The organism is Exiguobacterium sp. s124 (assembly GCF_018617485.1).
Lineage (GTDB): Bacteria > Bacillota > Bacilli > Exiguobacteriales > Exiguobacteriaceae > Exiguobacterium > Exiguobacterium aestuarii.
Window position 1 is genome coordinate 544819 of the sequence record NZ_JACSKH010000001.1, and the last position, 25315, is coordinate 570133.

Annotated in this window: 32 protein-coding genes; 24 read left to right on the forward strand and 8 right to left on the reverse strand. The window is 48.3% G+C overall.

Translation table 11 applies throughout. The features are described from left to right. The first annotated feature begins 71 nt into the window (after positions 1-71). The 12 genes from KNO85_RS02835 to KNO85_RS02890 all read left to right on the forward strand — a co-directional run bounded on the left by KNO85_RS02835 (position 72) and on the right by KNO85_RS02890 (position 7443). On the forward strand, positions 72-395 hold the full coding sequence (locus KNO85_RS02835; RefSeq protein WP_214786764.1) for a PadR family transcriptional regulator: 324 nt from the start codon (positions 72-74) through the stop codon (positions 393-395). After that, entirely contained in the window at positions 392-928 is a 537-nt protein-coding gene (locus KNO85_RS02840; protein ID WP_214786766.1) for a DUF2812 domain-containing protein, read from the forward strand. Before KNO85_RS02835 ends, KNO85_RS02840 begins: the two co-directional genes overlap by 4 nt. Before the next feature lie 23 nt (positions 929-951). Further along, positions 952-1122 carry a hypothetical protein gene (locus KNO85_RS02845; protein ID WP_214786768.1) on the forward strand — a complete coding sequence of 57 codons (171 nt, stop codon included), beginning with the start codon at positions 952-954 and terminating at the stop codon, positions 1120-1122. A 113-nt stretch (positions 1123-1235) separates the two neighbouring features. After that, positions 1236-1778 (forward strand): RNA polymerase sigma factor, encoded by a 543-nt coding sequence (locus KNO85_RS02850; RefSeq protein ID WP_214786770.1) that lies wholly within the window; start codon positions 1236-1238, stop codon positions 1776-1778. Beyond that, positions 1775-2524: a hypothetical protein gene (locus KNO85_RS02855; protein WP_214786772.1), complete on the forward strand. Its 750-nt coding sequence runs from the start codon at positions 1775-1777 to the stop codon at positions 2522-2524. The genes KNO85_RS02850 and KNO85_RS02855 overlap by 4 nt, the downstream gene beginning before the upstream one ends. A 33-nt stretch (positions 2525-2557) precedes the next feature. Then, positions 2558-3208: an SIMPL domain-containing protein gene (locus tag KNO85_RS02860; RefSeq protein ID WP_214786774.1), complete on the forward strand. Its 651-nt coding sequence runs from the start codon at positions 2558-2560 to the stop codon at positions 3206-3208. Beyond that, positions 3205-3645: a hypothetical protein gene (locus KNO85_RS02865; RefSeq protein WP_214786776.1), complete on the forward strand. Its 441-nt coding sequence runs from the start codon at positions 3205-3207 to the stop codon at positions 3643-3645. Before KNO85_RS02860 ends, KNO85_RS02865 begins: the two co-directional genes overlap by 4 nt. 56 nt (positions 3646-3701) lie before the next feature. Next, positions 3702-4169 (forward strand): flavodoxin family protein, encoded by a 468-nt coding sequence (locus KNO85_RS02870; protein ID WP_214786778.1) that lies wholly within the window; start codon positions 3702-3704, stop codon positions 4167-4169. A gap of 113 nt (positions 4170-4282) precedes the next feature. Then, on the forward strand, positions 4283-4681 hold the full coding sequence (locus tag KNO85_RS02875) for a hypothetical protein (RefSeq protein ID WP_214786780.1): 399 nt from the start codon (positions 4283-4285) through the stop codon (positions 4679-4681). A gap of 87 nt (positions 4682-4768) precedes the next feature. Then, positions 4769-5881, forward strand: coding sequence for a M14 family metallopeptidase (locus KNO85_RS02880; RefSeq protein ID WP_214786782.1), 1113 nt, complete (start codon positions 4769-4771; stop codon positions 5879-5881). A 75-nt stretch (positions 5882-5956) separates the two neighbouring features. Next, a complete protein-coding gene (locus tag KNO85_RS02885) occupies positions 5957-6760 on the forward strand; it encodes an alpha/beta fold hydrolase (protein WP_214786784.1) in 804 nt (267 codons plus the stop codon). Positions 6761-7014: 254 nt separating this feature from the next. Next, positions 7015-7443 (forward strand): CBS domain-containing protein, encoded by a 429-nt coding sequence (locus KNO85_RS02890; RefSeq protein WP_012727014.1) that lies wholly within the window; start codon positions 7015-7017, stop codon positions 7441-7443. Positions 7444-7480: 37 nt separating this feature from the next. On the opposite strand, the gene KNO85_RS02895 is transcribed toward KNO85_RS02890, so the two are convergent. The 3 genes from KNO85_RS02895 to KNO85_RS02905 form a co-directional block, all read right to left on the reverse strand. Beyond that, positions 7481-8590 (reverse strand): low temperature requirement protein A, encoded by a 1110-nt coding sequence (locus KNO85_RS02895; RefSeq protein ID WP_214786786.1) that lies wholly within the window; start codon positions 8588-8590, stop codon positions 7481-7483. Positions 8591-8675: 85 nt separating this feature from the next. Next, the gene (locus KNO85_RS02900; RefSeq protein ID WP_214786788.1) at positions 8676-9623 is read right to left on the reverse strand and encodes an LLM class oxidoreductase; all 948 of its coding nucleotides are present in this window, start codon (positions 9621-9623) and stop codon (positions 8676-8678) included. A 10-nt stretch (positions 9624-9633) separates the two neighbouring features. Beyond that, on the reverse strand, positions 9634-10836 hold the full coding sequence (locus KNO85_RS02905) for an MFS transporter (protein WP_214786790.1): 1203 nt from the start codon (positions 10834-10836) through the stop codon (positions 9634-9636). A gap of 262 nt (positions 10837-11098) precedes the next feature. Between KNO85_RS02905 and KNO85_RS02910 the strand changes: the two genes are divergently transcribed. The 4 genes from KNO85_RS02910 to KNO85_RS02925 all read left to right on the forward strand — a co-directional run bounded on the left by KNO85_RS02910 (position 11099) and on the right by KNO85_RS02925 (position 14103). After that, positions 11099-11425 (forward strand): winged helix-turn-helix transcriptional regulator, encoded by a 327-nt coding sequence (locus tag KNO85_RS02910; protein ID WP_214786792.1) that lies wholly within the window; start codon positions 11099-11101, stop codon positions 11423-11425. Between the two features lie 80 nt (positions 11426-11505). Beyond that, positions 11506-12009 carry a cupin domain-containing protein gene (locus tag KNO85_RS02915; protein WP_214786794.1) on the forward strand — a complete coding sequence of 168 codons (504 nt, stop codon included), beginning with the start codon at positions 11506-11508 and terminating at the stop codon, positions 12007-12009. Further along, the gene (locus KNO85_RS02920; RefSeq protein WP_285800884.1) at positions 12006-12899 is read left to right on the forward strand and encodes an aldo/keto reductase; all 894 of its coding nucleotides are present in this window, start codon (positions 12006-12008) and stop codon (positions 12897-12899) included. Before KNO85_RS02915 ends, KNO85_RS02920 begins: the two co-directional genes overlap by 4 nt. A 136-nt stretch (positions 12900-13035) precedes the next feature. After that, positions 13036-14103: a DUF389 domain-containing protein gene (locus KNO85_RS02925; RefSeq protein ID WP_214786796.1), complete on the forward strand. Its 1068-nt coding sequence runs from the start codon at positions 13036-13038 to the stop codon at positions 14101-14103. 33 nt (positions 14104-14136) lie between these two features. Here KNO85_RS02925 and KNO85_RS02930 read toward each other — a convergent pair whose 3' ends face one another. Further along, the gene (locus tag KNO85_RS02930; protein WP_214786798.1) at positions 14137-15831 is read right to left on the reverse strand and encodes a M3 family oligoendopeptidase; all 1695 of its coding nucleotides are present in this window, start codon (positions 15829-15831) and stop codon (positions 14137-14139) included. A gap of 208 nt (positions 15832-16039) precedes the next feature. On the opposite strand from KNO85_RS02930, the gene KNO85_RS02935 reads away from it, so the two are divergent. Then, the gene (locus KNO85_RS02935; protein WP_012727005.1) at positions 16040-16540 is read left to right on the forward strand and encodes a PTS sugar transporter subunit IIA; all 501 of its coding nucleotides are present in this window, start codon (positions 16040-16042) and stop codon (positions 16538-16540) included. Positions 16541-16630: 90 nt separating this feature from the next. Further along, positions 16631-17230 carry a helix-turn-helix domain-containing protein gene (locus KNO85_RS02940; protein ID WP_214786800.1) on the forward strand — a complete coding sequence of 200 codons (600 nt, stop codon included), beginning with the start codon at positions 16631-16633 and terminating at the stop codon, positions 17228-17230. Between the two features lie 54 nt (positions 17231-17284). Here the strand turns inward: KNO85_RS02940 and KNO85_RS02945 are convergent, their stop codons facing one another. The 3 genes from KNO85_RS02945 to KNO85_RS02955 form a co-directional block, all read right to left on the reverse strand. Continuing rightward, positions 17285-17710 (reverse strand): hypothetical protein, encoded by a 426-nt coding sequence (locus tag KNO85_RS02945; protein ID WP_214786802.1) that lies wholly within the window; start codon positions 17708-17710, stop codon positions 17285-17287. A 64-nt stretch (positions 17711-17774) separates the two neighbouring features. After that, the gene (locus KNO85_RS02950) at positions 17775-18968 is read right to left on the reverse strand and encodes an ABC transporter permease (protein ID WP_214786803.1); all 1194 of its coding nucleotides are present in this window, start codon (positions 18966-18968) and stop codon (positions 17775-17777) included. Then, positions 18958-19848: an ABC transporter ATP-binding protein gene (locus KNO85_RS02955; RefSeq protein ID WP_214786805.1), complete on the reverse strand. Its 891-nt coding sequence runs from the start codon at positions 19846-19848 to the stop codon at positions 18958-18960. Before KNO85_RS02955 ends, KNO85_RS02950 begins: the two co-directional genes overlap by 11 nt. Before the next feature lie 116 nt (positions 19849-19964). Here KNO85_RS02955 and KNO85_RS02960 point away from each other — a divergent pair, with 116 nt between their 5' ends. Both KNO85_RS02960 and KNO85_RS02965 read left to right on the forward strand, forming a co-directional pair. Beyond that, on the forward strand, positions 19965-20909 hold the full coding sequence (locus KNO85_RS02960) for a ring-cleaving dioxygenase (protein WP_214786807.1): 945 nt from the start codon (positions 19965-19967) through the stop codon (positions 20907-20909). Then, positions 20906-21505, forward strand: coding sequence for an alpha/beta hydrolase (locus KNO85_RS02965; protein WP_214786809.1), 600 nt, complete (start codon positions 20906-20908; stop codon positions 21503-21505). Before KNO85_RS02960 ends, KNO85_RS02965 begins: the two co-directional genes overlap by 4 nt. Positions 21506-21510: 5 nt before the next feature. Here KNO85_RS02965 and KNO85_RS02970 read toward each other — a convergent pair whose 3' ends face one another. After that, the gene (locus KNO85_RS02970) at positions 21511-21999 is read right to left on the reverse strand and encodes a hypothetical protein (protein ID WP_214786811.1); all 489 of its coding nucleotides are present in this window, start codon (positions 21997-21999) and stop codon (positions 21511-21513) included. A gap of 329 nt (positions 22000-22328) precedes the next feature. Between KNO85_RS02970 and KNO85_RS02975 the strand changes: the two genes are divergently transcribed. From KNO85_RS02975 to KNO85_RS02990, 4 genes are all read left to right on the forward strand, one after another. Then, positions 22329-23384 (forward strand): acyltransferase family protein, encoded by a 1056-nt coding sequence (locus tag KNO85_RS02975; protein ID WP_214786813.1) that lies wholly within the window; start codon positions 22329-22331, stop codon positions 23382-23384. A gap of 74 nt (positions 23385-23458) precedes the next feature. Further along, positions 23459-23794, forward strand: coding sequence for an Asp23/Gls24 family envelope stress response protein (locus KNO85_RS02980; RefSeq protein WP_074033784.1), 336 nt, complete (start codon positions 23459-23461; stop codon positions 23792-23794). A gap of 199 nt (positions 23795-23993) precedes the next feature. Next, a complete protein-coding gene (gene pgmB / locus KNO85_RS02985; RefSeq protein ID WP_214786815.1) occupies positions 23994-24659 on the forward strand; it encodes a beta-phosphoglucomutase in 666 nt (221 codons plus the stop codon). Between the two features lie 210 nt (positions 24660-24869). Next, positions 24870-25280, forward strand: coding sequence for a Rok-like winged helix domain-containing protein (locus KNO85_RS02990; RefSeq protein ID WP_214786816.1), 411 nt, complete (start codon positions 24870-24872; stop codon positions 25278-25280). The last annotated feature ends 35 nt before the right edge of the window (positions 25281-25315 follow it).

Consider the following 25315-nt stretch of genomic DNA (forward strand, 5'->3'; position numbering starts at 1 on the left):
AACCAAAAATAGGATATTTTTGATATATCGGATGGCGATATAACGAACTACGATATAGAGGAGACGGATACGTGACACAACAGTCGAATACAGGTGCATTAACCGAAGCGGTTTACTATATATTATTGTCCTTGCAAGTTCCGAGGCACGGGTATGGGATGATGCAATTTGTCCAGGAGCTGAGTCAAGGGCGAGTCCGGCTCGCACCAGGTACGTTATACGGTGCCCTTAGTAGTCTCGTAGAGCGCGGATGGATTCAGGCACTCGAAGGAACGGCTCGGAAAAAGGAATACGAAATTACCGATGCTGGTCGAGAAGCACTTAAGACAGAATTGAGGCGACTAGAAGAATTGGTACGACACGGTCATGAATGGACAAAGGAGTTGGACACATGAAGACGAAAACGGTCTATCGTATATTTGTTGATTATGAGAAGGAAGAGAAATGGCTCAACGAGATGGTGGAAAAGGGATGGGCCCTCGAGTCGTTTCGCTTCATGCGATATCGCTTTCGTTCAGTCGAACCAGGGATGTATACATATCGAATTGAATTGTTACGAGAACTTCCCTCTCATCCCGATTCGAAAGCTTATATGGCTTTCATGACTGAAGTTGGGATTGAGGTCGTTGACACATCCTATCGCTGGGTCTTTTTAAGAAAGCGAACGAGCGACGGACCGTTCCAATTGTATTCAGATTTTGACTCGATGATTCAGCGTGAAACACGAATCATACAACTGTACGGAACCGTTTTGCTCGCCAATTTTGTGGTCGTCTTAGCGAACTTCTCGAATCCGGTTGCAAAATGGACAATCCTATTAAATATTGTTGTTGTTGCGATGTTGGCCTATGCTGTCCAGCATCACACATGGAAAATGAGAACGTTAAAAGGTCTTAAAGCAATTGGGGAAATGAAGTCGTCAGATTGAACGGATTGGTAAGGAGGAGCCAGATGGATTCACGAGAATGGAAGGACTGTATCATTTGTTTTGGGTTGATTGCGGGGACGACACTCGGTGTAATCCTCTCGTTCTTCTTCGATATACAGCTGACATATGGTATTGCGAGCGGAGCGATGGTTGGCTACGTCGGAGGGCTTGCCGTATCGATTTGGAAAAAATGATAGATCATCGTTTAAATACCTCGTCGCTATGACGAGTTTTTTTTAGCTTGTTGTGACGAATGACGTTGTATCGGGATCTATATAAGTGAGGAGTAAGAAAAGGGGGGAAATAGATGGATGACCAGGTCATCATCGATTGGTACTGGGAACGATCCGAATATGCGATTGTCGCCACAAAGAAGAAATACGGGAGCTATTGTCGTCGTGTCTCCTATAATATCCTACAAAATCACGAAGATACGGAAGAGTGTTTGAACGACTTATACATGAAAGTGTGGGAGTCGATCCCGCCGACGCGTCCGTTTCGACTTGGGGCGTATTTGACAAAGATTGTACGAAATCTCGCACTGCAGCGTTATAAGAAGAATCATGCGAAAAAACGGGGTGGTGGAGAAGTGCCGCTCGTCTATGAAGAATTGGAACATGTCCTCACGGAATCGATGAAAGACGAAGAGATCGTCGACCTGTTGAATGCATTTCTTTCAGACCTTCCTCGACAGACAAGGTTGATTTTCATGCAACGCTATTTTTACCTTCACTCCATTCAAGAAATTGCGAAAAACCATCAACTTGGGGAGAGTCATGTCAAAATGAAGCTGAAGCGAACACGTGATTCGTTACAGCGTGTACTCAAATCAGAAGGGATTCAAGTATGAATCACGAAAAATTACTTCAACTACTAGGTGAAGTGGATGACCACCATATAGAGGAATCCATGGTGATAGAGCGAAGACCTTATCAACGACTCAAATGGGGGGCAGGAGTGGTACTCGCCGTCGCTGCGGGATTCATGCTCTTCACATCGAATATTTGGAATGAGCGTATTCCGTTATCCACGGATTCAACGGCAAACTCGGTTCACATCATCGATGAATCAGAAATAAGACAAGGTACTTCTCAAGAAAACTTGATGGACATGACAGAAGATGAACTTTTTTCGCGGTGGAATCCGGTCGTAGTCAAAGGAACGGTCGAGAACATCCGGCATATCGAGATTGATTTTAACGGAGAGCTCGAATATCAGTCGCTTCTCACCATACAAGTGTCAGATGTGTATCATGGCGATGTGCAAACTGGACAAGAACTGGTCGTTCGTGCCGATGCAATCGGAAGAGCGGAACAGGCAGAGCATATTGACGTCATCTCACACGTACGTCAAGGGATGGAGGGCATCTTTATGCCGATTCCATATGATGACGAATTCATCTGGGAACAAAACGGAGAGACGCTTCGACTGAAAGATATTGCGGATTACGGTTTTCCGGACGGGGAACGTTATCTGTTTTTAGATACTCCGAGCGGACTGCTATTTGAAAGGGAAGCCTATCCGTCGTTACAAGATATGAATTCTTTAGATGAAATAGAACGTTGGATGGTCTCACGATTTAAAGCATCAGAATAATCTACATCTCATATTATTAGGAGGGCGAACGATATGGAACGTACAATCACCGTAAAAGGAACAGGGAATGTCTCATCTCGACCAGATTTGATTGTGATTCACATGGACCTCGTCTTACGAGCGGCGCGTTATGAAGAGACGATGACGGAGGCAGCGACTTCAGTATCGCAGCTTCAAAAGGCCATCGTTCGCGCTGGATTTGAGAAGGCGGACTTGAAAACGAGTGACTTTTCCATCGATACGGAGTATGAACGGTATCACGATAAACATAATAATTATCGGTCACGCTTTGTAGGTTATGTATGTAAACAGAAGACGAAACTTGAGTTTCCACTCGACACGTCCAGACTATCGGACGCGATTGAACAAATCAGTCAATCTCGGGCGAATCCGACACTCTCGATTCGCTTTACAATGAAAGACCCGAACGCGATTGAAGATCAGTTATTGGTCAATGCTGCAGAAAATGCGAAAAAACGAGCAACGCTCCTCGCGAAAGGCGCAGGTGCAACGTTAGGAGACTTGCTACAGATTGACTACACGTGGGGAGAGATTCATGTCTTCTCACCTACGAACGTCCTCTATAGTCAGGAGATTGTCTATTCCGAATCACGGATGCCAGAAATCGAGCCTGATGATATCGATGTGAGCGATACGGCAACGTTCGTCTGGAGCCTCAAATGAGGCGACTGACCTTCCTGACTCTTTTCGCATTATCGATTGCACTTCCTGTGTCTGCGCTTTCCTGGGCGTATACGTTTGTCGTGTTTGAACGAAATGTGTATGAAGTGCTCGATACGACAATCGATGAGGATTCGCTCGGTGACGTGATCGGTGAAGTGGAAACAACGGTCAACGACGAGACAGGGCGTTATTACGGGAATGCCTCGAATGGATATCCGATTGGAACGGCCTATCGTGAAATTGATGGGGAGGCCGTTGAAGACGTCATTGCGGTTGAAGACGGTTCGGAATGGAAACGGGCGGAATACCGATTCAGGGCTCCCTACCACACGAGCGACTTTATTAAATTCTTCGGCTATGCTTTGCTCGTACTCGGTATTGTTCTGGTGAGTTGGACGCTCTTTAAGCGAAGTTCACTGTACAAAAAAGAAGCATGAACGAACGCTGAAATGGGAAGGGAGATAAAGAGAAGTTCGGTAAAGGGGGATTCACCATGAATATTTTGATTATCTTTGATTCCTTGTATGGGCATACAGAAAAGATTGCTCATGCGATGCAGGAAGAGCTGTCGAAAGAACATGAAGCGCGTATGGAACATGTGTTGAATATTGGGCTCGGCGACTTGGCTCATGTCGATCTTGTCGTCATCGGCTCACCAACGCATGGCGGGTATGAGACGGAGGACATTAAAGTGTTTCTAGACGGAATCTCAGACAACGCGCTTCGCGGGAAGCGGACGGCCGCGTTTGATACAAGTGTCGTCAAAGAAAAACAAAATCCGATTCTCGGTAAAATCATCGACTGGTTCGGTCATGCGGTGAACCGCGTCGAAGGGGAAATGATTGAAAAAGGCGCAACGAACGTTCGAAAAGAATCATTTTTGGTTGATGGGGAGACGGAAATGTTGAAAGCAGGCGAACTTGAACGTGCGAAAGCATGGGCTTGGGAGTTGGTTAAATAATACATGGAACGCATTCTGCGAGCAGAGTGCGTTTTTTTAGTTGAATCAGGCGAGAAGGCTGAAAAAGCGGGTAAATATTAGTATTCAACTCTTTAGAAAGGGAGCTGGTTGTGATGAAAAAAATGGAACGGGATGTTTTCGTCGGATGGGTGGTCGTCTTGCTCGTTATTTTGGTTCACTTCCTCATCACTGTCTCTCTCGGAAACACGTATTTTGCCGAGTCCTCGCTCAATCGCATGTTGTGGCTCTCGAGTTTTCCTGCATTTCTAATTGCTTTCGTCGCAGCCTTTTCCCAAAAAACGAACACGATTCTTCTAGCGGTTCGCCGAGGATTATTATGGACCGTCGAGTTGATCGTCGCGTTCACGGTTCTCGCCTGGGTGTTTCGGTCGTTTGAAGGATTATATGCAAACGCGGGTCTCTATTGGTTGTTCGGTGCCGTCTTGATTGGTCCGATTTTCTATGTGATGGCCTTCCGACGGCAACATACGAAACGAATCCGAACGCCTTGACAGCAAACGTCTTCTTTTACAGAAGGCGTTTTTAGATTGCACTAGGATGGGAATGGTGTAGAGAGAAAAGAATTGGAGGAGAGTGCGATGACCCAGTATTTTTCATCATCCTATGAAGAATCGCGAGAAAAGTTCAAACATTTATTATCTGAGGTGAAACGATATTATCCTAAAGCAGAGCTGTTAACGCACTCAATCGGGGACGGAAGCATCGACATCATCTTAGGGGAACCAAAACGAGAGCGGAAAGCCATCCTTCTCATGACGATTGGGGAACATGGGATCGAAGGATATGCAGGTGCTGCGGTGACGCATCAATTTGTGCAAACACAATTGCCTCATGTGCGACATGAGACGACAGGCATTTGTCTCATTCATGCCGTCAATCCTTGGGGAATGAAACACTTCCGACGTGTCAATGAGCATAATGTCGATTTGAACCGAAACTATGTTATTGACCGTGAATCGGTGCCGTATAACGTCAACCGTGAGTATGAATTGATGCGACATCTGTTCGTTCCAGACGGAGTGATTGACGACTACCATGAAGCGCGTGAACAAATTTATTCGTTCCTCGGTTCTGGGATTAAGCTCGACGGATTTAAGGCAATGAGTGGGGCGAAAGGGATGGGGCAGTATCAATTCCCGAAAGGTGTGTACTATGGCGGAGACTCGGATGAACCATCCGCCGTCTTCTTGAAAGGGATTCAACACGATTTACTCGAGCGCTATGAACGAGTCGTGCATATGGACTGGCATACGGCGCTCGGTCCGACAAACGAGGTGACGATGGTCATCAGTAAACGGGACGGTCGAACCGAAGATGAGTTGAAACAAGCGTACGGCCTCGACAACGTCAACGTATATGACCCGGACGAGGTGCTCGGGGACTCGACGAATCACTTTTACTACGTACGCGATACGGAATATCCCGACAAAGGACTCGTCTCCGCTTTATTCGAGTTTGGGACGTTCGGCACGTCGACGAAAGCCTCGATTCGAGAATTTTTGACAATCATTTTAGAAAATCGTCTCTATTTTGAAGGGACAAAAGATCCCGAAGCGCGCAATGGAATTCAAAACGAATTCATGGCAATGTTCTATCCGGACGACCCAAGTTGGCGCGAAGCCGTGTTACGAGATGGAGCGAAGGCCGTTGAAGGGTATTTAAAAGGGGAATCGCTCTGGCGTGACACATGAGAAGGTTTTTAGGATTCGGAAACGGGAACAAGTAGGTTGTGAGTATTTACGATTAATCAAAACTATGGAGGTTGGATGATGGGATATATTACAGCACATGACGGTACGAATTTATACGTGGAGGATGTCGGTTCTGGGGAGCCGATCGTCTTCTTACACGGTTGGCCTGCGAACAACAACATGTTCGAATATCAGAAGAATGCGTTAATCGAATCCGGCTATCGCTATATCGGAATCGACTTCAGAGGGTACGGGAAATCTGATGCACCGGCGACAGGGTATGACTATGAGACGATGGCATCTGATGTGCATATGGTCGTTTACGGGCTTGGCTTAAAAGACTTCACGCTCGTTGGTTTTTCAATGGGTGGTGCGATTGCAGTCCGCTACGCAGCCGACTATAAAGAGGATGGACTCAAAAAGTTAGTCTTAGCGGGAGCGGCAGCACCGATTTTCACACAACGTTCAGACTATCCATACGGCATGACAACGGAAGAAGTCGACGCGTTGATTGAAGATACGCGAGCCGACCGACCGAAAATGCTCGAAGGGTTCGGAGAAATCTTCTTTGAGAAAGAACATTCGAAACCGATGCAGAATTGGTTCCACCATCTCGCACTCGTGGCCTCGAGTCACGGAACGATTGCCTCGGCACAGGCACTCCGGGACGAAGATTTGCGCGATGCCTTGCCGAAGATTGACGTAGAGACGTTAATTATTCACGGCGTACATGATAAAATCTGTCCATTTGAGTTTGCAGAACAGATGGAGCAAGGCATTTCGAACGCTCGGATTGAGCGTTTCGAAGAGAGCGGACACGGCACCGTGCTCGATGAACGAGAGAAATTTAACGATACACTGTTGCAGTTTGTTCAATAATTTATGGGCTCCTAAAGGGGCCCTTTTGTATGTCTGGATGGATAAGAACCAACTAAAACGGGTATAAATCAATTGGAGTTCCCTTCCAATTCTTTTGAATCACCGAAACATCGCTGTGACAAGGATCACGATGTTTTTTTGTGTCGTTTAGGAGAAAGGGGATGATTACAGATAGGAACATGGATTTAGTTCAACCTGTCTTGCCATTCATGGTACAATAACGGGGTGGATTAACAGATTGAGGAGAGATTTAAATGAACATCGCTTTCTTTTTATACCCGAAAGAAGACGTCAAATATTTGGACCCCGAATCAACGGTACGACAAGCGCTTGAAAAGATGAAGCATCATCGATTCACGTCTGTCCCACTCGTTTCGGAGAACGGATTTTACGCCGGGACGATGACAGAGGGGGATTTGCTCTGGGCACTCGCAGAACAACTTCGTGGGGAAGAAGATTATGAAAAAGTGCTCCGGACACGTCTAAAAGATATCAAGCAACGCGTTCGCTATAAGCCGGTATCGATTACGGCTCAAATCGAAGAGCTCGTCGATGCAATCACGGATCAAAACTTCGTGCCGGTCGTCGATGACGGCAAATATTTCATCGGCATTATCCGACGCCGTGACATCATCGAGTATTACTCGACAAAGTTGAAACAACTCGAGAATGAAGTCCGATAAATAACAAGCCAGAACCGACTCGCGGTTCTGGCTTGTTTTATGTTTCTTTCTGCTTTGTTTTTAAGAACGGGAGTGGGGCGATGATTGAAATGTAGTAAATGAAGGTGATGACGAGCGACAAGATGATTGCCGGTAAATATGGTACAACCAATGGAATGACGAGCAGGACTGCGAGAACTGCGAGTCGCTTCCACGACACTTTGAAGAACAGACGGTTGAAGTAAATCACGCCATATCCAAACAAGACAATGGAGACATACAGTGTGATGCGATGTGCCAAATCAAGTGTCTGCATCGGATCGTGTATGATTGCAACCTTCACGACGGCGAGTAAGATGATGCCGAGGAACATCGCAAAGTGAGACCAATAGAATCCAGCTTTTGAGGCCTGATCGCGGCGGTCGATATCCATGCTGTGGAACTTTTCTTCACGTTCTGAATCATCTTTCACATAGGAGTACCATAAGAGCACGGTCAGACCGAGCGCAATGATCATGGTTAAAATGACATCAGTCGTTAAATCCTCATCAATCGCAGCGCGACCGGTCGATGCGATCGTTTCTCCGAGCGCGATGACCAAAATGAGGTAATGTCGCTCAAGGAAGTGCCATGGAGAAACCGCAAATTGTCCTTTGTTTCTTTGAACGAGCGGTCCAAGGACGGCTACTGCTGCGACGATTCCCCAAACGATGAGACGGACGTCACCGCTGAACAATGAGGAGACGAGGATGATGATGGCGAACATCAGATTGAATGGGACAATCGTTGACATGGCCTTTTTCGTCTCATCATTACTATGAAGCAAAAATAAGAGGGAATGGGTCGCCACGATACTTAAAAAACCTAATCCGAAAATAAAGCCATTTTTACCGTATGCCTCGGGAATCGCCACTGAAATCAACATGAAGCCCACCATACCGAGAGCTAGAAAAATCCGATGGTTCCGTTCGGTCAGTTCGGTTGTATTCGTTAACCAAATGTATCCCTCGAAAATGTACCAAATGAGGGCCAGGAGGACAAAAACTTCTAAAAACGTGTGAAAGTCTAAATGATGTTCTAATTTTAACGTCAACTGAATAAAGGTAAAGACGAATACTAAATCAAAAAAGAGTTCGATCTTATCGACTTCTTTGTTTCGTGTAGTCATAGGGATTCTCCTTTTCTATAAGTCATTATTTTTTACCCATATCGGTATAAAAAAATCCTTCATTCCGCAAAATGAAGGATCTGTATTAAACAAGGGGTGGAAAATGCGGAAGTACATATTCACCTAATTCATCGATGACTTCTTCAGCCGGACGTTCTCCGTCGAAGAGGGCAAAGAAGAGATGATTCACTCCGATGGCACGGTACGCTTCGAGCAATTTAATCAAATGGTTGCGACCGAGTCGGAATCCGAGACGAATCGGTGTCGGCGGCTCATCTGGGTCAAGCGTCAGATCAAGATGCATCGGCATCGAGAAAGGACGGAAGCTGCGACCATGCGCCTCACCGCTCGCGCGCCACGCGTCGAGCACTTGCTGTTGTGCGAAAGGTGCTTGCGGATAATACATCCATCCGTCCCCATTTGCCCCAAGCCAGTCCATGTCTTGTTGCGCGAACCCGGTGATCATCGTCGGAATTCGTTTTTTCGGACGTGGAACTAGTGTTGCTTGTTCGACTTCCCCATACGGTGAGTCAATGGTTGGGTAGTTGTTGTAAAGCGCCTGCTCCATGACACGAAGCGATTCTTTGAATTGGTCGCCACGTGTCGGGTGATCGACTCCGAGTCCTTTGAAATCGGCGCGACGGTCACCTGAAGAGATCCCTAAAATCAATCGTTCTGGGAACAACGCTTCAATTGTTGCGACTTCCTTCGCCGAACGAAGGGGGTGACGGAGTGGCAAGACGAGTGAAGACGTACCGAGTGCGATGTTTTTCGTTTGACCGAGTAAATGTGTTCCGTAAATCAGCATATCGTAAATTTGACCGACGGCTGGGTCTAAAAAGTTCGGGTCTTTTAGTAGAACGTCCCGTAACCAAAGGGCCGTGAAGCCGTAATCGTCTGCTTTTTGAGAGAGCTCGACTTGACGCTCAAGGGTCGGGGTACGCATTTTAAAATTTTCTAAAGGGATGTGGAGGCCGAGCGTGAGCTCGCCCTCCCGGTACATCCGATTGTAGCTTTTGTGATTGTTGAACATAAGGTCCTCCTTAGTTTGCTTCCAAACGACGTGAGATGGCTGTCAAGATGACGGCGATGATGACCATGATGCCACCGACCCAAGGGGTATGCACAAGTCCGATTGAATCTGCGACGAGTCCACCGATTGTTGCGCCGAGGGCAATACCGATGTTGAAGGCAGCGATGTTGAGCGCTGATGCGACATCGACAGCGGCAGGTACATATTTTTCAGCCAATTGTACGATATACAGTTGAAGTCCAGGCACGTTCATGAAGGCGAGGAGACCCATCAAGACGATCGCGATGAGACCTGCCACTTTGAACGGAATCATGAACGACATGATAATCATGACTGCCGCGTGAACGATAAACATATAGAACAATGCTTTTGCTGGATTTTCGTTTGCGAGCTTTCCGCCGACCGCGTTTCCGATGGCGACTGCGATTCCGTAAACGAGTAAGACGACACTGATTAAACTAGGACTGATTTTTGTCACGTCTTGCATGATTGGTGTCAAGTACGTGAAGGCGACGAACGTTCCGCCGTAACCGAGTGCTGTGATCAAGAATCCGAGCATGAGACGACCGTTCGTGAGCAATTTCTTCATATCTGAGAACTTCGCTGGTGGTGACTGTTTCAAATCTTTCGGAATCAAGAAGAAGCTAGCAATGATTGAAACGACACCAAGTGCTGCGACAGCGAAGAAGGTTGCGCGCCATCCGAACGCTTGACCGATGAAGGTACCGAGTGGGACACCTGTGACGGTCGCGACGGTTAAACCTGTAAACATGAGTGCGATGGCACTCGCTTTTTTATGCGGTGGTACGAGTTGAACAGCGATTGTTGCCCCGATTGAGAAGAAGACACCGTGCGAGAACGCGGTGATAAATCGTGCGGCAATTAAGAGTTCAAAACTGGTCGACATGGCAGAGACCAAGTTTCCGCCGATGAAGACGACCATGAGCGCCATGAGTAACGTTTTGCGGTTCATTCGGTTTGTGAGTGCCGTCAAAATTGGTGCACCGACAGCTACGCCAATCGCGTAACCCGAGATAATGAGACCAGCGAGTGTGATGCCGATGTTTAAATCACTTGCGATTGAAGCGAGAAGACCGACCGGGACGAACTCGGTCGTTCCGATGCCGAAGGCGCTGATCGCGAGGGCGAGTAATGCTAACCCTCCATTTTTAGGTGCCTGTTCTTCGACAGGTTGCGTGTACGGTTGATTCATGAATAGTTCCTCCTAAAATAAATGAATAGTGTGGAAGACGAGGGCCCTTCGTCTCCGAATAGCAAAGACATTTCCCTTACCTCTATTGTTCAGTACGGTCGAAAAAGTACCTTACCGTCTCAAGAGGGTGTTACGAGCGAAATGAACTTGTATTGATTTGCTATAGTTGCTATCATAAAGGCATGAAAACAGTTTGAGAAGTACGTACTTTAAAGTGCGGTAGGCACCAAAAAGTGCCTATGGAAGAAATGGAGGAAAAAATATGCCATATAATATTCCTGTGGAAGCGACACTTGACGTCATCGGCGGTAAGTGGAAAGTCGTCATTATGTGTCACTTGATTAAAGGGGAACGTCGGACAAGTGAACTTCGTAAGCTCATGCCGAACATCACTCAAAAGATGCTTACCCAACAATTGCGTGAGCTTGAAGCAGACGGGGTCGTCGTACGTACGGTGTACGAGCAAGTCCCACCGAAAGTCATTTACTCGTTATCAGAGTACGGCTGGTCACTCAGACCAATCCTAGACGCCATGTGCGCTTGGGGTGAGTGTCATATCGATCAGTCCGGAGAAGAGGTCATCTCCTAACATTCACGGTCGTCCATCAAGGGCGACCGTTTTTTGTACATTAAAGTCGGGTACAGAGACAAAGATAAGGAGGAGTTAGAATGGACTTGAAAACTTATATGTTTGTAGATGACGGATCCATTCCGAATCATCCGGATTATCCAGTGCTCCTATATCGTGGCGTCTTTGCTGATCCGAGCGGGATGCAGGAGACGTTCAATCATAACGAATGGACGAACAGCTGGGTGAACGGGGTGTTCGACTATCATCACTATCACAGCAACACGCATGAAGTTTTAGGCGTATTACATGGTGAGGCGACGCTTCAACTAGGAGGAACGAACGGTGATCTTGTACGCGTCAGTTCAGGTGATGTGCTCGTCTTACCGGCAGGGACCGGACATCGTCGTATCGAGGCGAGTTCAGACTTCCAAGTCGTCGGGGCATACCCGGATGGTCGCGACTATGACATGTTGACCGGGAATATGGAAGAACGCCCAGACAATTTAAAACGCATTGAACAAGTCGAGAAGCCGACGTTTGACCCCGTCTTCGGGACGACGGGGCCGTTACATGAAGCATGGACAAAGGAGGAAACGTTATGAATCAACGACTACCACATTCCTTATTACTCGCGGCATTGAAACAAAACGTCGTCGAATTGAAAGACGGACGCGAGATGCGGGCGCTCGGGCAAGGTACGTGGCGTATGGGAGAGGAAAAATCGAAGCATGACGCTGAAGTGGAGGCGCTTCGGACAGGGCTCGACTGCGGACTCCATGTCATCGACACGGCAGAGATGTACGGGGAAGGGGAATCTGAGAAGTTGGTCGGTGAAGCGATCCAAGACCGACGGGAAGATGTGTTCCTCGTTTCGAAAGTATATCCATACAATGCGTACGGCGAAAAACTCGTCAAAGCATGCGATGAGTCGCTCGAACGACTCGGGACCGACTATCTCGACCTCTACTTACTCCACTGGCGAGGCGATGCCCCGCTCGAGGAGACGATTCAAGGGATGGAGCAGCTGAAATCAGACGGCAAGATTCGGGCATGGGGCGTCTCAAACTTCGACGTCGAGGATATGAAAGAACTTCTTGCCTTGCCGAACGGTCACAACTGTGCGGTCAACCAAGTGCTCTATCACCTCGGCAGTCGAGGAATCGAGTATGATCTGCTTCCTTATTTGAAAGAACAAGGAATTCCCGTCATGGCGTACGCACCGCTCGCTGAAGGAAGTGATGTGAAAAAAGACGTCTTCGAGAACGAGACGGTCAATCGACTCGCGGAGACGTATAGCGCCTCGGTTGCGCAAATTTTACTGGCCTGGACGATTCGGAGTGGACACGTCATCGCCATCCCGAAAGCCGGGCAGGCCGAGCACGTCGAGGAGAATGCGGCAGCGCTCTTACTCGATTTGAGTGAGGAAGATGTTGCGACGCTCGACGAGGCGTTCCCACCACCGACGACGAAACAACCGTTAGATGTCATTTGACGAGAGGAACTGGACCGATTCAATGGGTCCAGTTTTTCTTTTGTCGAAATCGCTTGTCCTGTTCGTGTTGCGGGTAAATATAGAAAGGACTTGTTTGTGTGGACGAGACTGATACGACAAGGGAGCTGAAAATAGAATGGAACAGACGTATACTGCCGAAGAGTTCAAAGAGAAGATGTACTCGAATTTGAAAGTACGGCCGAGTGATTCCGTTATCCTCATGTGCTCCATCTTTATCGCGTCAATCGGATTAAATATGAACTCGATTCCCATCATTATTGGGGCGATGTTAATTTCGCCGCTCATGACTCCGATTTTGAGTATCGGTCTCGCTTTGTCGCTCTATGATATGAAGTTACTTCGTGCGGGCGTGCGTCTGCTTCTCGTTCAAGTCGCGGTCAGTCTCACCGTCGCGACGATCTATTTCGCCATCTCACCAATCACGTACGCGAGTAATGAAATCATCGCCCGGACGGAGCCGACGATTTGGGATGTCATCATCGCCTTCGCCGGGGGGACAGCCGGGATCATCGGGGCACAAAAGAAAATGAGCAACAACATCGTCCCGGGTGTCGCCATCGCGACCGCCTTGATGCCCCCGCTCTGTACTGTGGGATATTCGATCGCAACGTGGAACGTTGACTACTTGATCGGATCGAGCTATCTGTTCGTCATCAACTGTGCGTTCATCGCCATCGCCACGTTCATCGGGGTCAAGTTCATGGGCATCTCACAAGTGTTGACGAAACAAGACGCCAACCATAAAAAAATCAATCGACTCCTCATCGGGTTGTCTGTCCTCATCGTCGTGCCAAGTATCTTTTCGGCCGCGACACTCGTACAAGACAGCATCGTTCGGACGGGGATTAACAACTTCATCGAAGAAGAGTTTTCGGACGCCATCATTATCAGTCAAGACTACGAAGAGGATAAAGATCTCCTCCTCGTGACGACGACAGGGAAACGATTGACCGAGGAAGAACTTGCGGAAATCGAATCACGGTTGCCGGACTACGGACTACATGCCATCGAATTGTCGGTGACACAGGTTCCGGATTTGAACGGACTGTCCGGCGAAAAAGTGGCCGAACTGTTACAAAAATATTTAGAGAGCCGTCTCCAGCAGTTCAACCTGTTTGACAGCCGTCAAATCAATTTAGAAGACTTACCGTTCGAACTTCAGAACGAGGTCAACCCAAACTAAAAGACCATCGATTTTTTTCGATGGTCTTACTCGTCAGTTCGCGAGTGGATGTTTCAAGAGATAGTCTTCGATTTGATCAATCGTTTCTTTTAAAACACCGTCCGCGAATGGCGATTTGAGACCTGCCAGTTCGACGAGTTCGAGGAACGAGCGGCTTCCGCCTGCCTGACAAAGTGTGAGGTAATCGCTCCACGCAGCTTCGCGGTCTTCATGCATGCGTACCCAGAACTGGAACGCACACACTTGCGCGAGCGTATAGTCGATATAGTAGAACGGACTTTGGAAGATGTGCCCTTGTTGGTGCCACCATGCGCCTGATTCGAGATAGTCGTTCGTCTCATAATCACGATGCGGAAGATAGACCTTCTCCAAATCGCGCCATGCCTGACGTCGCTCGGCAGCTGTCATCTCTGGATTGCGGTAGACGACGTGTTGGAACTCATCGACGAGCACGCCGTATGGAAGGAACGTCATGCTGCCAGCCAAGTGGTTGAACTTGTACTTGTCGACTTGGTCGCCGAAGAAGAGCTCCATCCATGGCCAACAGAAGAACTCCATCGACATCGAATGGATTTCACACGCCTCATACGTCGGGAAGGCGTATTCCGGAGTCGTCAAATGACGGCTCTCATATACTTGGAACGCGTGACCGACTTCGTGTGTGAGGACGTCGATATCTCCGGCCGTCCCGTTAAAGTTCGAGAAGATGAACGGAAGACCTTCAGACGGTAAGTATGTGCAATATCCGCCGCCAGCCTTACCTGGCTTCGCCGTCAAATCGAGAGCGCCGCGCTCTTGCATGTATTGGAAGAATTTGTCCGTCTCGTTCGAGAGCTCATGATACATCTTGTTTCCACCTTCGATGATGAACGATTCATCTCCTTGAGGTGTCGCGTTACCGTCTGGGAAGACGAACGACTCATCGTAATAGTAGAGGTGATCGACGTCGATTCGTTTCGCCTGCTTGTCTTTCAACGCAGAAGCGAGCGGGACGATCACGTCACGGACTTGTTTCCGGAAGTTGTCGACCATCGACTCGTCATACCCGACGCGTTGCATGCGTGCATAGCCGAGCTCGACGAATGAAGGGAATCCGAGCGCGTGGGCGATCTCTGTACGCACGCGTACGAGTTCACCGTAAATGCGGTCGAGCTCGTCACCGTTGTCAGAAAGATATGTATAGCGGGCAACGGATGCGGCTTTTCGGACATCACGGTCAGGTGATTGAAGGTATGGACCGAACTGTGACAAGTTGAGCGTCTTGCCGTCAAATTCGATTTGTGCTGCTGACATGACTTTTTGATAAGCCGTCGCGAGGCGGTTCTCTTCCTGCAGTTTCGGGATGAGTGACTCTTCGAACGTCTCGAGCGCACGCTCGGCGAGGGAGAACAGCTGGCTGCCCCATTCCGCTTCGAGTTCAGAACGAAGCTCGTGGTTCGTCAAGACGCGGTAGTACGCTTGGATTTCTTTCTCATAGACCGGGAGAGCATCGTCAAAGAAAGATTGTTCTTCCTCGTAAAAAGTATCGCGCGTGTCGACCGAGTGTCGGATCGCGACAAGCTGACTTTGTGTCTCAAAGTCGTTACGCTCCTTGTTGATTTGGCGAATAAGTTCGTTCGCTTCCTCGAGTGTGCTCGCTTGCTGTAATTCGGCAGAATAGTCCGACAATCTGCTGTTCAAAGCGTCCAAGTCGGGCCGTTCATATGACAATTTTGTGAAAGTCGTCATTGTAAGCGCCTCCATCGTGTGAAATTTTTATAAAGTGTAAAAAGGGCTTGCAAAAGCGATTGCACACTCGTATTCTTACGATGTGTAAAACGATTTCGCACTACCTTATACCTACTATACCGTTTATAAGGTAGGGATTGAAGTTTTAGCTTTTCGGGTATAAAGGTGAAGACTTCGATTCAATAGAACATGTTGGAGGGATTAAGCTATGGGATTCTTTAAAAAACTATTTGGTGGTAAAGAAGAACAACTCAACGCGGTTTCACCGCTTACAGGAAAGGTCGTCGACATCACGAACGTACCGGACCAAGTATTCTCACAAAAAATGATGGGTGACGGAATTGCGATCGAGCCGACAGAAGGCAAAGTCGTCTCACCGGTTAGCGGAACAATCGCTACAGTATTCCCGACGAAACATGCGATCGGTATCAATGCCGACAACGGTGCAGAGTACTTGATCCACATCGGTTTGGATACGGTAAACCTTAAAGGTGAAGGCTTCGAGACACACGTGACAGAAGGTCAGTCTGTCAAAGCAGGCGACCCGCTCGTCACGTTCGACCTCGATTTCATCAAAGCGAACGCTCCATCGACAATCACTCCGATCATCATCACGAACCATGATAGCTTCGGCGTGAACAAACTTGTCGCAGAAGGCGACACGGTGACAGCTGGATCTTCAGAAGTCGTTGAATTGACGAAGAAATAAGAGAACGATCAAAACTCGGGAGCTCACGCTTCCGAGTATTTTTTTGTGAATTCGGGAATTATAATAAAAGAGAGGAAAGGGGGAATTGAGATGGATGGTAAAAATGCACCATATCGGGGATACGGGGACCGAATTCGGATATTACGAGAGCGGGCTGGATTGTCAATCGAGACACTTGCGGATCAAATCGGCGTGGCCCCATATTTTATTCGACGTACCGAACTGAGTGAGGTGTATCCGACGATGCCTTACATAGAGGCGCTCGCAGAAGCTCTGCGCATCGATTCGAATTATTTGGCACGCCACATTTGGACAGGGGAGTCACTCAAAGTATTGATGCGTGGGAAAGTCCCCGAACTCGAACAGATGAAGCTCGCCTATGAAGAAGCGATGCACGGGAAGTCCGTCGAAGAGATGCAGCGACAGCTCGAGGAGCGGATGCGCATCTTTGACTTGATGCATGAAGAGGAGTTGCAGCGCATCTTCGAAGAGGACGAAGAGCCGACGACACACCATGCGCTTGAGGCACTCGTTGACGCGGTCCTAGACCTTGGACGGTCCCATGACACGAATCGGCACATCGTCCCGTTCGCCCGTTATGTGGAACGACTTGTCCCCGACCAGTTTGCGGACAACTCCTTCCAGTATGCAGAGTACGGCGTCGTGGATAAGTCATATAAATTGCAATGAACATAGAATGAAAAAATGACCAGGAGAATCATTTCCCCTGGTCATTTCTATTGATTAGCGCATCGCACGCGCTTCGTAGCGTACTTTCGGACGTGTGCCGGCAAGTAAGAAGCCGAGCACGATATTCAAGATTGTAAGCACCCATCCGACATAACCGAACGTGTAAGCGAGACTCGCTAGCACCGTTTGCCAGTCGAGCAGAGCTGCTGCGTCGCCGCGGAATGTGAAGCGGATGACGGTGAAGCCAATGAGTGTCGTTGCAGTAATCATGATGCCGATCCATGCGCCACCGAAGCGAGATGTTTGTGGACGTCTACTGACCGGATACCAAAATACAAGCGTTCCTACAAATGTACTCGCCGCGTAAGCGAGCAAAAGTTGCCAAAGGGCATCTGCACCGAGAAATACTGTATAGCAAACAAATGTTGTCAGTGTCGTCATTAACGTAAAGATTAAGGATGCGAGTAATCGTGATCGCATAGTTCGTTTTCCTCCTCATATTGCACATTCCTTAGAGTAAACGAAAATAAATTTTCTGTAAATGTTATTGACGGTTTTGTAATATTTGTCGCCATTGTTTAATGGCGTTCGTCCCATAGAACAAGACGCCGCCACGATAAAATTTCGAGCCGATCCATAGCGTCACGCCGATTGTCCCGATGAGTAAACCAATCGAGAGCGCGACTTCCCACACGGCCACATCGACGAGCATGACCCGAAGGAACATGAGCATCGGCGCAAAGAACGGGACGAATGATAGAATCGTCACAATGGTCGCATCCGGATTGTTCAAGCCGAACATCGCCACTAAGAACGCTGCGACGAGAAGCATGATGACGGGCATGACCATCTGTTGCGACTCTTCGACGCGGCTGACGAGCGAGCCGAGAACGGCGAAGAGGGACGCATACAATAAGTAGCCGAGTAGGAAGAACACAAGTAGATAGATGACGGCTCGTGCGTTCCCCGCATTTTCGATGACGGTTGTCGCTAACTCACTGCCGCTCGCGCTGACATAACCGAATCCGAGGAAAATCCCGATTTGGATGAGGGCGAGCGTCCCGATCGCGGTCACTTTGGCGAGCATATGCGTGACCGGATGGGTCGTCGAGATGATGAGCTCCATGACACGCGACGACTTCTCGGTCGTCACTTCCGTTGAAATCATCGACCCGTACGTGATGATTGAGATGTACAAAAGCATCAACATGACGTAGACGAGTGCCGAAGATGAGAGAAGTTCATCCGAGTTTTCACCTCCACGCCCGAGATACGACTCATCGAGCTGAATCGGTTCGCTGAGAGCGGTGATGACGGCTGGGTCGACATCGGCTGATTCAATCAATTCCGCGTTTCGCAACTGTTGAAGCGATGTTTGCAAGAGAGTCGTAAATTCCTGTTCCGGACGTTCTGAGATGACACGGGCGTCGTAGCCATCGACGAAAGCGACGACCCCGTACTCGCCGTCGTTGATTCCGGCCCGCGCTTCTTCTTCGGAGATGTCACTTACGGCGACGTCCTCATAGCCGAGCGACTTCATCGTATCAACGAGCGCTGGATTCTCCGATACGACGAGTGCACTCGCCTGTTCGGAATCCTCGAACGAGGACATGATGCGGTCGATGTTCGTGAATCCAAAGATGAAAAGAATCGTCAACGCCGTTGAGATGACGAACGCCTTCGAACGGATTCTCGATTTGAGTGTGAATGCATAGAGCGGTCCAAAGTTATGAAACATGCTGTCCGACCTCCTTGATAAAGATGTCATTGAGCGATACCGGTTGACGCATGAACGTCTTGACGTTCGCCTGATGGCGGACGAGTGTCGATAGAACGATATCACTGTCTTCGAACGAATGCAGGCGTACTAAGTGACCGGATTTGTACGGCTCGATCGTCTCGACGACAGGAAGTGCTTCGAGTAATTGGATTTGGTCCGTCTCAATGAAGAGAGCCGGTTCGGCGTAACGCGACTTGATCGTCGGTACGTCACCACTGACAACTGCACGACCGCCTTTTAAAATCCCGACATGTTGACAGAGCTCTTCGACATGCTCCATCCGGTGGCTGGAGAAGACGATGGTCGTCCCCGCGTCGCGCAAGGCGAGCACTTCACGTTTCAAAATCTCGACGTTGACCGGGTCCAGCCCACTGAATGGCTCATCTAAGATGACGAGTTCAGGGTTGTGGAGCAGGGCGGCGACGAGTTGAATCTTCTGCTGATTCCCTTTTGACAGTTGTTCGACGCGCATCGTCTCATACTGGGGGATCTCCAGCCGCTCGAGCCATGATTTGACCGCACGTTTGGCATCACTTGAGCGCATGCCTTTCAAACTGGCTAAAAAGACTAGTTGTTCGCGTACTTGTGACTTCGGGTAGAGGCCTCGTTCCTCTGGTAAGTATCCGACGATTCGATGGTCGACTGCTTTTCCGTTCCACGTGATCGTTCCATCGGTCGGTTTTAAGATGTCGAGAATCATGCGGAATGTCGTCGTCTTTCCGGCGCCATTCGCTCCGAGTAGTCCAAACATTTCCCCTTGTGGGACTCGGAAAGTGAGGTCGTCGACAGCGGTGAAGTCACCGAATTCTTTGGTGACTCGTTCGATCTGTAATGCCATATGCTTATACCTCCTTAGAATGTCTCTACTCCTATCGTACGCCACCGTGAGCAAAAAGTTTCACTTTTTCTGGCAAATGATTTATCTTGAAATCAAGATAATAAAGGAGGATGACAATGAATACGCAGTCTACAGGCATCCATCACATCTCATCGATGGTTCAAGATCCGCAACGTACGCTTGATTTTTATGGACAAGTGCTTGGTCTCCGTTTCGTGAAACAGACCGTTAATTTTGATGACCCGGGCACATATCATCTCTATTTCGGGGATGAAGTCGGCACACCGGGGACCGTGATCACGTTCTTCCCGATTCCAGGGTTAGGGAAGGGTCAGGTCGGAAGTGGCCAGGTCGGTGTGACGACATATCTCGTGCCGGCAGGAAGTTTACCGTTCTGGGAAGAAAGACTACAACAGCATAGAATCGCGACCGTTGCCACGGAACGGTTCGATGAGCCGTCGCTTCTTTTTGAAGATCCGGACGGACTCGTCGTCGAACTCGTCGCACGGGCTACAACGAAACAGACGCACTGGGTCATCCCGGGCGTCACGAAGAATGAGGCGATTGTCGGATTTGCCGGCGCTACGCTTTTATCAAAATCACCGGAAGAGACCGTGCGTTTGTTGGTGGAACTTTTCGGATTTGAACGGATCGAAGAAGATGAGGAATGGATTCGTCTGAAAGGGACGGCTGACTACGGGGACGTGATTGACGTCAAAAAGACGATTCTTCCGAACGGTGTGCCGGGAACGGGGACGGTCCACCATATCGCTTGGCGGGTTGCGGACGGTGAACGTTATTCAACCTGGCAAGATGCCATCTTTGATCTCGGACTGAGACCGACCGAAGTGAAAGAACGGAACTATTTCCGCTCGGTTTATTTCCATGATGCCGGACGTATCCTGCACGAACTGGCGACAGACGTACCGGGATTCACCGTGGACGAATCGGTTGACACACTCGGTGAGACGTTACGTTTACCGCCATGGCTTGAAGCGGACCGCGACAAGATTGTCCGTACGTTACCAACCATTACAATCCCGAAAGGAGAACGCATATGATTCATCAATTCATTCAAGGAACGAAAGAAACGACGCTCGTCTTATTACACGGAACAGGGGGGAGCGAGCAAGACTTGATCCCGCTCGCGAAAGAGCTGTCACCGGAGTCAAACGTCCTGACGCTACGAGGGGATGTGCTTGAGAACGGGATGACCCGATTTTTCCGTCGTCACGCGGAAGGCGTGCTTGATCTTGAAGATTTAAAGAAGCAGACGGAACGCTTCCTTCAGTTTTTAGATGATGCTGCAGCGGAATATGGTATCAAACGAGACAAGATGATCCCAATCGGTTATTCGAACGGGGCAAACTTGATCGGTTCTGCGCTGTACCGCCAACCGGCATTCGGGGCTTCACTCTTGTTCCATCCGATGGTCCCGGACCGCTCGCTCACTTTACCGGATTTGTCAGGGACGAATGTGTTCATTTCGGCAGGAGAGCGCGACCCGATTTGCCCGAAAGCAGAAACAGAAGAGCTGACATCGACACTCCGGAATGCCGGAGCGGACGTCGAGCTCTTCTATCATACGGGTGGGCATGAAGTGCGCATGGAAGAAGTCGAGGCGGCACGGACATGGATTGCCGCTCACCTCGACTAATTCGTTCAAGCCATTTTTTTCGGTTTGTTCGGACGAGAATAGACGACGAGGACACCTCGGTCAATCAAATAGGCGGCGAATAAACGTTTTGCTTCCTCAGCACGCACAGTTCGGTCGATTTGGATATACAATCGGCCGAGCTTTTTTTGTGAGGTTCGCGTGAGCAACCAAATCGAATCGAGCGTATACTGCCAGGTTTGGAGTGTGTCGCCACCGATATATAAGTAGCGATTTTGCGTACGCTCGAGCAAATAGTTGAGCCACCAGACGTCACGGACCAGTTTGGCACAGACACCGAGCACGAACGTGAGACCGAGGAAGGCCATGCTAGACAACAGAGGATGAATGGCAGAGAAGCCGTTGCGGACCGATTCAAAGGCGATCATAAGTAGCCCGACGGAAAAGCTGCTGATGAACCACCAAAATCCGAAGTTAGAGAATGAACGTTTTGGGTCATGAACCATATGATGTCGATTCCGGATGATCGAAGCCATTCTTTCCACCTCCTTTATTAGAATATTCTGAATATTTAGTAACACTACTATACTATACTGTACCCAATCCCGTCTATTTGAATACGCACACAACGTGCTGAATCGTGAGGATTTTTTGATGTTTCGGCTTGCAATCGGCGAATTATGGGAATGATGACAATGAAGACATGAAAATTTTGTTGAAACGTAATTTCACTTGGCGTGGGAATCGATTATGATAGGTGAGGGATTTTTCCACATGACCTTTCAAGAATTCCGTATGTAAAGAGCACGTGAAAACATGAAGGTCAGCTTCATCGTAATCATCATAAAGAACTAGAGGGAATGTTATGAGAAATTATTGGTACGACAATATTAAGGGAGTGCTCGTCTTGCTCGTCGTGTTCGGTCACCTGTTGACGGACGTACGTGGCGCATACGACGATATTCTTCCGAAGTGGGTGTATTTGTTCCTGTACACCTTTCACATGCCGTTATTCATTATGCTCAGCGGTTATTTTTATCGAGAGAACCGATATTTACGTGTGATTCAGTTGTTCGTCGTCTACGTCATCTGGCAAGTCATTCTCGGTTCATGGTTCGCCTTTACAGAAGGAATCCCGATCTTCTCACTTGAGAATCCGGGACTGAATCTTTTGAAGCCGTACTGGGCACTTTGGTATTTGATGGCGATCATTTTCTGGTACATCATCACCCCATACGTGACACAATTGAAAGGATATGTTCTCTATGCGCTCCTATTTGCGCTCTTATTCGGGTTCCAGGCCGAGGCGACCGGGTACTTCGCATTACGAAAAGTCATCATGTTCTATCCGTTCTTCCTGATTGGGAACTGGATGTCTGAACGAAATACGCTCAACTTCTTTGCATTACCGAAACGAGCCGAGAAGCGGAACCGATATCGGATTGGTGGGGCGATTGTCTTTATCACGTTGACGATTGGTCTATTGATTTCCATGCGTGTCCAACCAGCTGATACGTTCTATCATGTCGGAAATTTATTTAAGTTCCGTTTCGCTTATGATACGGCGGTTCCTGAAGCGATATGGAGCGGGCCATTCGCCTTCTTGATCGTCTATACGGTGTCTCTCCTCATGTCGATCAGCTTCGCACTCATCATTCCGGGACGAAAGCTGCCTATTTTCTCTCGGGCAGGGCGATATAGTTTATACGTGTATCTCGTTCACGTGTTCTTCGTCGTCGCATGGAAGGCGTTCGTGCCAGCTGGATTCATGCCGACGTCTTGGATGCAACTGCTCGTCTTGTTCGGCGTCGCATTCGTGATGGTGCTCGTGATTATCAGTCCACCGATGGTCCGTCTGTTGCGTCCGCTCGTCGAGATTGATGTGAGGCGCGTACAAAATACGAAAGGTGTGAAAGGGTAAAGTCTTTTCTAAACGCTTCATTTCCGCTACACTTTATAAAGAGGAAACGAAACTAGAGTTAAGGAAGTGACCCTATGCCATACGAAAATGGAATGCACAGCACAGAAGGCGACGTGAACGTCTCTCGTCACGTCGTGGAAATGATCGCCGCAGTCGCGGTTAAAGAAACGAAACACGTATCGTTCACACAAGAAGACACGAAATTGTCAGAACGTGCGCTCATGAAACATGTGAAAGTAGATGAGTCAGAAGAAGGCATCACGATCAACTTGTCGCTTTACATCGCATATGGTCAGTCGATCATCAAGACAGTGACGGCTGTTCAAGAGCGAATCACGCAAGATATGGATACAATGCTCGCGATGACACCGCGTTCTGTGAACGTAAAAGTCGTCGGTATTCAACTGTAATGGGGAGGGGAGAGCGGAAGCTCTTCTCTTTTTTTGATTTTTGCGAAAACGGTTGCATCAAGATAACGTTTTCATTTATAATAGAAATCGAACAAGTGCAACCGTTTGCATCATTGACCAAACGTGCGACGGGTACTTGTCAAGTTCCCTAAGTGTAGTCTGACGACACAAGCATTTGAAGGAAAGGCGGAAAGCATGTATGTCAACGATTGAAGCAGTGATTTTCGATTTGGACGGTGTCATCACTGACACGGCAGAGTACCATTACCTCGCTTGGAAGCAGCTCGGTGAAGAGCTCGGAATTTCATTTGACCGCGAATTCAACGAAACACTCAAAGGGGTGAGTCGGACTGAATCGCTCGAGCGGATCCTTACGCTCGGCGGAAAACAGAACGATTTCACGCCGAAAGAGAAAGAAGAACTCGCTCAAAAGAAAAACGAGCATTACGTTGAACTCATTCAACATATCTCATCTGACGATCTTCTTCCTGGCATCGTTTCATTCCTTGATGAAATCAAAGAGGCGGGACTCAAAATCGGAATGGCGTCTGCTTCAAAGAACGCGTTTGCGGTCGTTGACGCACTAGGTGTCCGTCATTACTTCGACCATATTGTCGATGCAGCAACTGTCGCCCAGTCAAAACCGCACCCCGAAGTGTTTTTGAAAGCCGCTTCTGCCCTTGGCGTGAAACCCGAACTCGCCATCGGTATTGAAGACGCGGCTGCCGGCGTAACTGCAATCAAAGCGGCAAACATGTTTGCTGTCGCCGTCGGAGAAGAATCGATGCTCGGTCATGCAGACCTTATCGTCGCTTCTACTGACGAACTTTCACTCGAACGCATCCTCGAACGCGCTCGCGTGTAATGGACTACAATCATCTTCCGTGAGACGGCGACTGCCCCGAACAGTCGCCGTCTTTTTGTTATTGGTCCAAAAGTCCCGAACAGACAATAATGCCCAAAAAAAGATGACAAAGACATTACAAATCCGTTACAATTCTAAAGAGATATTTTTGTAAATAATTTATATAAATAGAATCGTGTATTTTAATTGTATATAGAAGGGGATTTGTGTATGGAATTCACTAATAAGAATGAACATATTTATCGAGAATTGTTGGAAATTGAAGAGTCATATCGACAACTCCAACAACGTGCTGAATATTTGATTTCTGAATTAAATCGAAATCAAGATCAAGAAACTGCGCTCTCGGAGATGACCAAACGCTTACGTCCTCGACGCGTCAACCAACGTTATCCACTTGATGTGTATGTTCATCAAGTAACCGACTTATTAAAAGAACGGCAAACCATGAGTGTGCGTGACATTCAGATGGAACTGGAACTTCGTTATCGTCATCATATTAGTAACATTTATCAGTTGATGGTGAAAATTGAAGGGGTAAATCCAGAAATCAAAAAGGTTGGCCGCGGTTTATATACATACGAGCCGGTAACAGAAGAAGAGACAGTGACACATACATAATCATGAGTCGATGGGGAGCGCTCCGTCGGCTCTTT

Bases quoted from the DNA above. Each gene is read 5' to 3' on its own strand.
- KNO85_RS02840 (WP_214786766.1), top strand. From the start codon at position 392: ATGAAGACGAAAACGGTCTATCGTATATTTGTTGATTATGAGAAGGAA.
- KNO85_RS02845 (WP_214786768.1), top strand. From the start codon at position 952: ATGGATTCACGAGAATGGAAGGACTGTATCATTTGTTTTGGGTTGATT.
- KNO85_RS02850 (WP_214786770.1), top strand. From the start codon at position 1,236: ATGGATGACCAGGTCATCATCGATTGGTACTGGGAACGATCCGAATAT.
- KNO85_RS02855 (WP_214786772.1), top strand. From the start codon at position 1,775: ATGAATCACGAAAAATTACTTCAACTACTAGGTGAAGTGGATGACCAC.
- KNO85_RS02860 (WP_214786774.1), top strand. From the start codon at position 2,558: ATGGAACGTACAATCACCGTAAAAGGAACAGGGAATGTCTCATCTCGA.
- KNO85_RS02865 (WP_214786776.1), top strand. From the start codon at position 3,205: ATGAGGCGACTGACCTTCCTGACTCTTTTCGCATTATCGATTGCACTT.
- KNO85_RS02870 (WP_214786778.1), top strand. From the start codon at position 3,702: ATGAATATTTTGATTATCTTTGATTCCTTGTATGGGCATACAGAAAAG.
- KNO85_RS02875 (WP_214786780.1), top strand. From the start codon at position 4,283: ATGAAAAAAATGGAACGGGATGTTTTCGTCGGATGGGTGGTCGTCTTG.
- KNO85_RS02880 (WP_214786782.1), top strand. From the start codon at position 4,769: ATGACCCAGTATTTTTCATCATCCTATGAAGAATCGCGAGAAAAGTTC.
- KNO85_RS02885 (WP_214786784.1), top strand. From the start codon at position 5,957: ATGATGGGATATATTACAGCACATGACGGTACGAATTTATACGTGGAG.
- KNO85_RS02890 (WP_012727014.1), top strand. From the start codon at position 7,015: ATGAACATCGCTTTCTTTTTATACCCGAAAGAAGACGTCAAATATTTG.
- KNO85_RS02895 (WP_214786786.1), bottom strand. From the start codon at position 8,590: ATGACTACACGAAACAAAGAAGTCGATAAGATCGAACTCTTTTTTGAT.
- KNO85_RS02900 (WP_214786788.1), bottom strand. From the start codon at position 9,623: ATGTTCAACAATCACAAAAGCTACAATCGGATGTACCGGGAGGGCGAG.
- KNO85_RS02905 (WP_214786790.1), bottom strand. From the start codon at position 10,836: ATGAATCAACCGTACACGCAACCTGTCGAAGAACAGGCACCTAAAAAT.
- KNO85_RS02910 (WP_214786792.1), top strand. From the start codon at position 11,099: ATGCCATATAATATTCCTGTGGAAGCGACACTTGACGTCATCGGCGGT.
- KNO85_RS02915 (WP_214786794.1), top strand. From the start codon at position 11,506: ATGGACTTGAAAACTTATATGTTTGTAGATGACGGATCCATTCCGAAT.
- KNO85_RS02920 (WP_285800884.1), top strand. From the start codon at position 12,006: ATGAATCAACGACTACCACATTCCTTATTACTCGCGGCATTGAAACAA.
- KNO85_RS02925 (WP_214786796.1), top strand. From the start codon at position 13,036: ATGGAACAGACGTATACTGCCGAAGAGTTCAAAGAGAAGATGTACTCG.
- KNO85_RS02930 (WP_214786798.1), bottom strand. From the start codon at position 15,831: ATGACGACTTTCACAAAATTGTCATATGAACGGCCCGACTTGGACGCT.
- KNO85_RS02935 (WP_012727005.1), top strand. From the start codon at position 16,040: ATGGGATTCTTTAAAAAACTATTTGGTGGTAAAGAAGAACAACTCAAC.
- KNO85_RS02940 (WP_214786800.1), top strand. From the start codon at position 16,631: ATGGATGGTAAAAATGCACCATATCGGGGATACGGGGACCGAATTCGG.
- KNO85_RS02945 (WP_214786802.1), bottom strand. From the start codon at position 17,710: ATGCGATCACGATTACTCGCATCCTTAATCTTTACGTTAATGACGACA.
- KNO85_RS02950 (WP_214786803.1), bottom strand. From the start codon at position 18,968: ATGTTTCATAACTTTGGACCGCTCTATGCATTCACACTCAAATCGAGA.
- KNO85_RS02955 (WP_214786805.1), bottom strand. From the start codon at position 19,848: ATGGCATTACAGATCGAACGAGTCACCAAAGAATTCGGTGACTTCACC.
- KNO85_RS02960 (WP_214786807.1), top strand. From the start codon at position 19,965: ATGAATACGCAGTCTACAGGCATCCATCACATCTCATCGATGGTTCAA.
- KNO85_RS02965 (WP_214786809.1), top strand. From the start codon at position 20,906: ATGATTCATCAATTCATTCAAGGAACGAAAGAAACGACGCTCGTCTTA.
- KNO85_RS02970 (WP_214786811.1), bottom strand. From the start codon at position 21,999: ATGGCTTCGATCATCCGGAATCGACATCATATGGTTCATGACCCAAAA.
- KNO85_RS02975 (WP_214786813.1), top strand. From the start codon at position 22,329: ATGAGAAATTATTGGTACGACAATATTAAGGGAGTGCTCGTCTTGCTC.
- KNO85_RS02980 (WP_074033784.1), top strand. From the start codon at position 23,459: ATGCCATACGAAAATGGAATGCACAGCACAGAAGGCGACGTGAACGTC.
- pgmB (WP_214786815.1), top strand. From the start codon at position 23,994: ATGTCAACGATTGAAGCAGTGATTTTCGATTTGGACGGTGTCATCACT.
- KNO85_RS02990 (WP_214786816.1), top strand. From the start codon at position 24,870: ATGGAATTCACTAATAAGAATGAACATATTTATCGAGAATTGTTGGAA.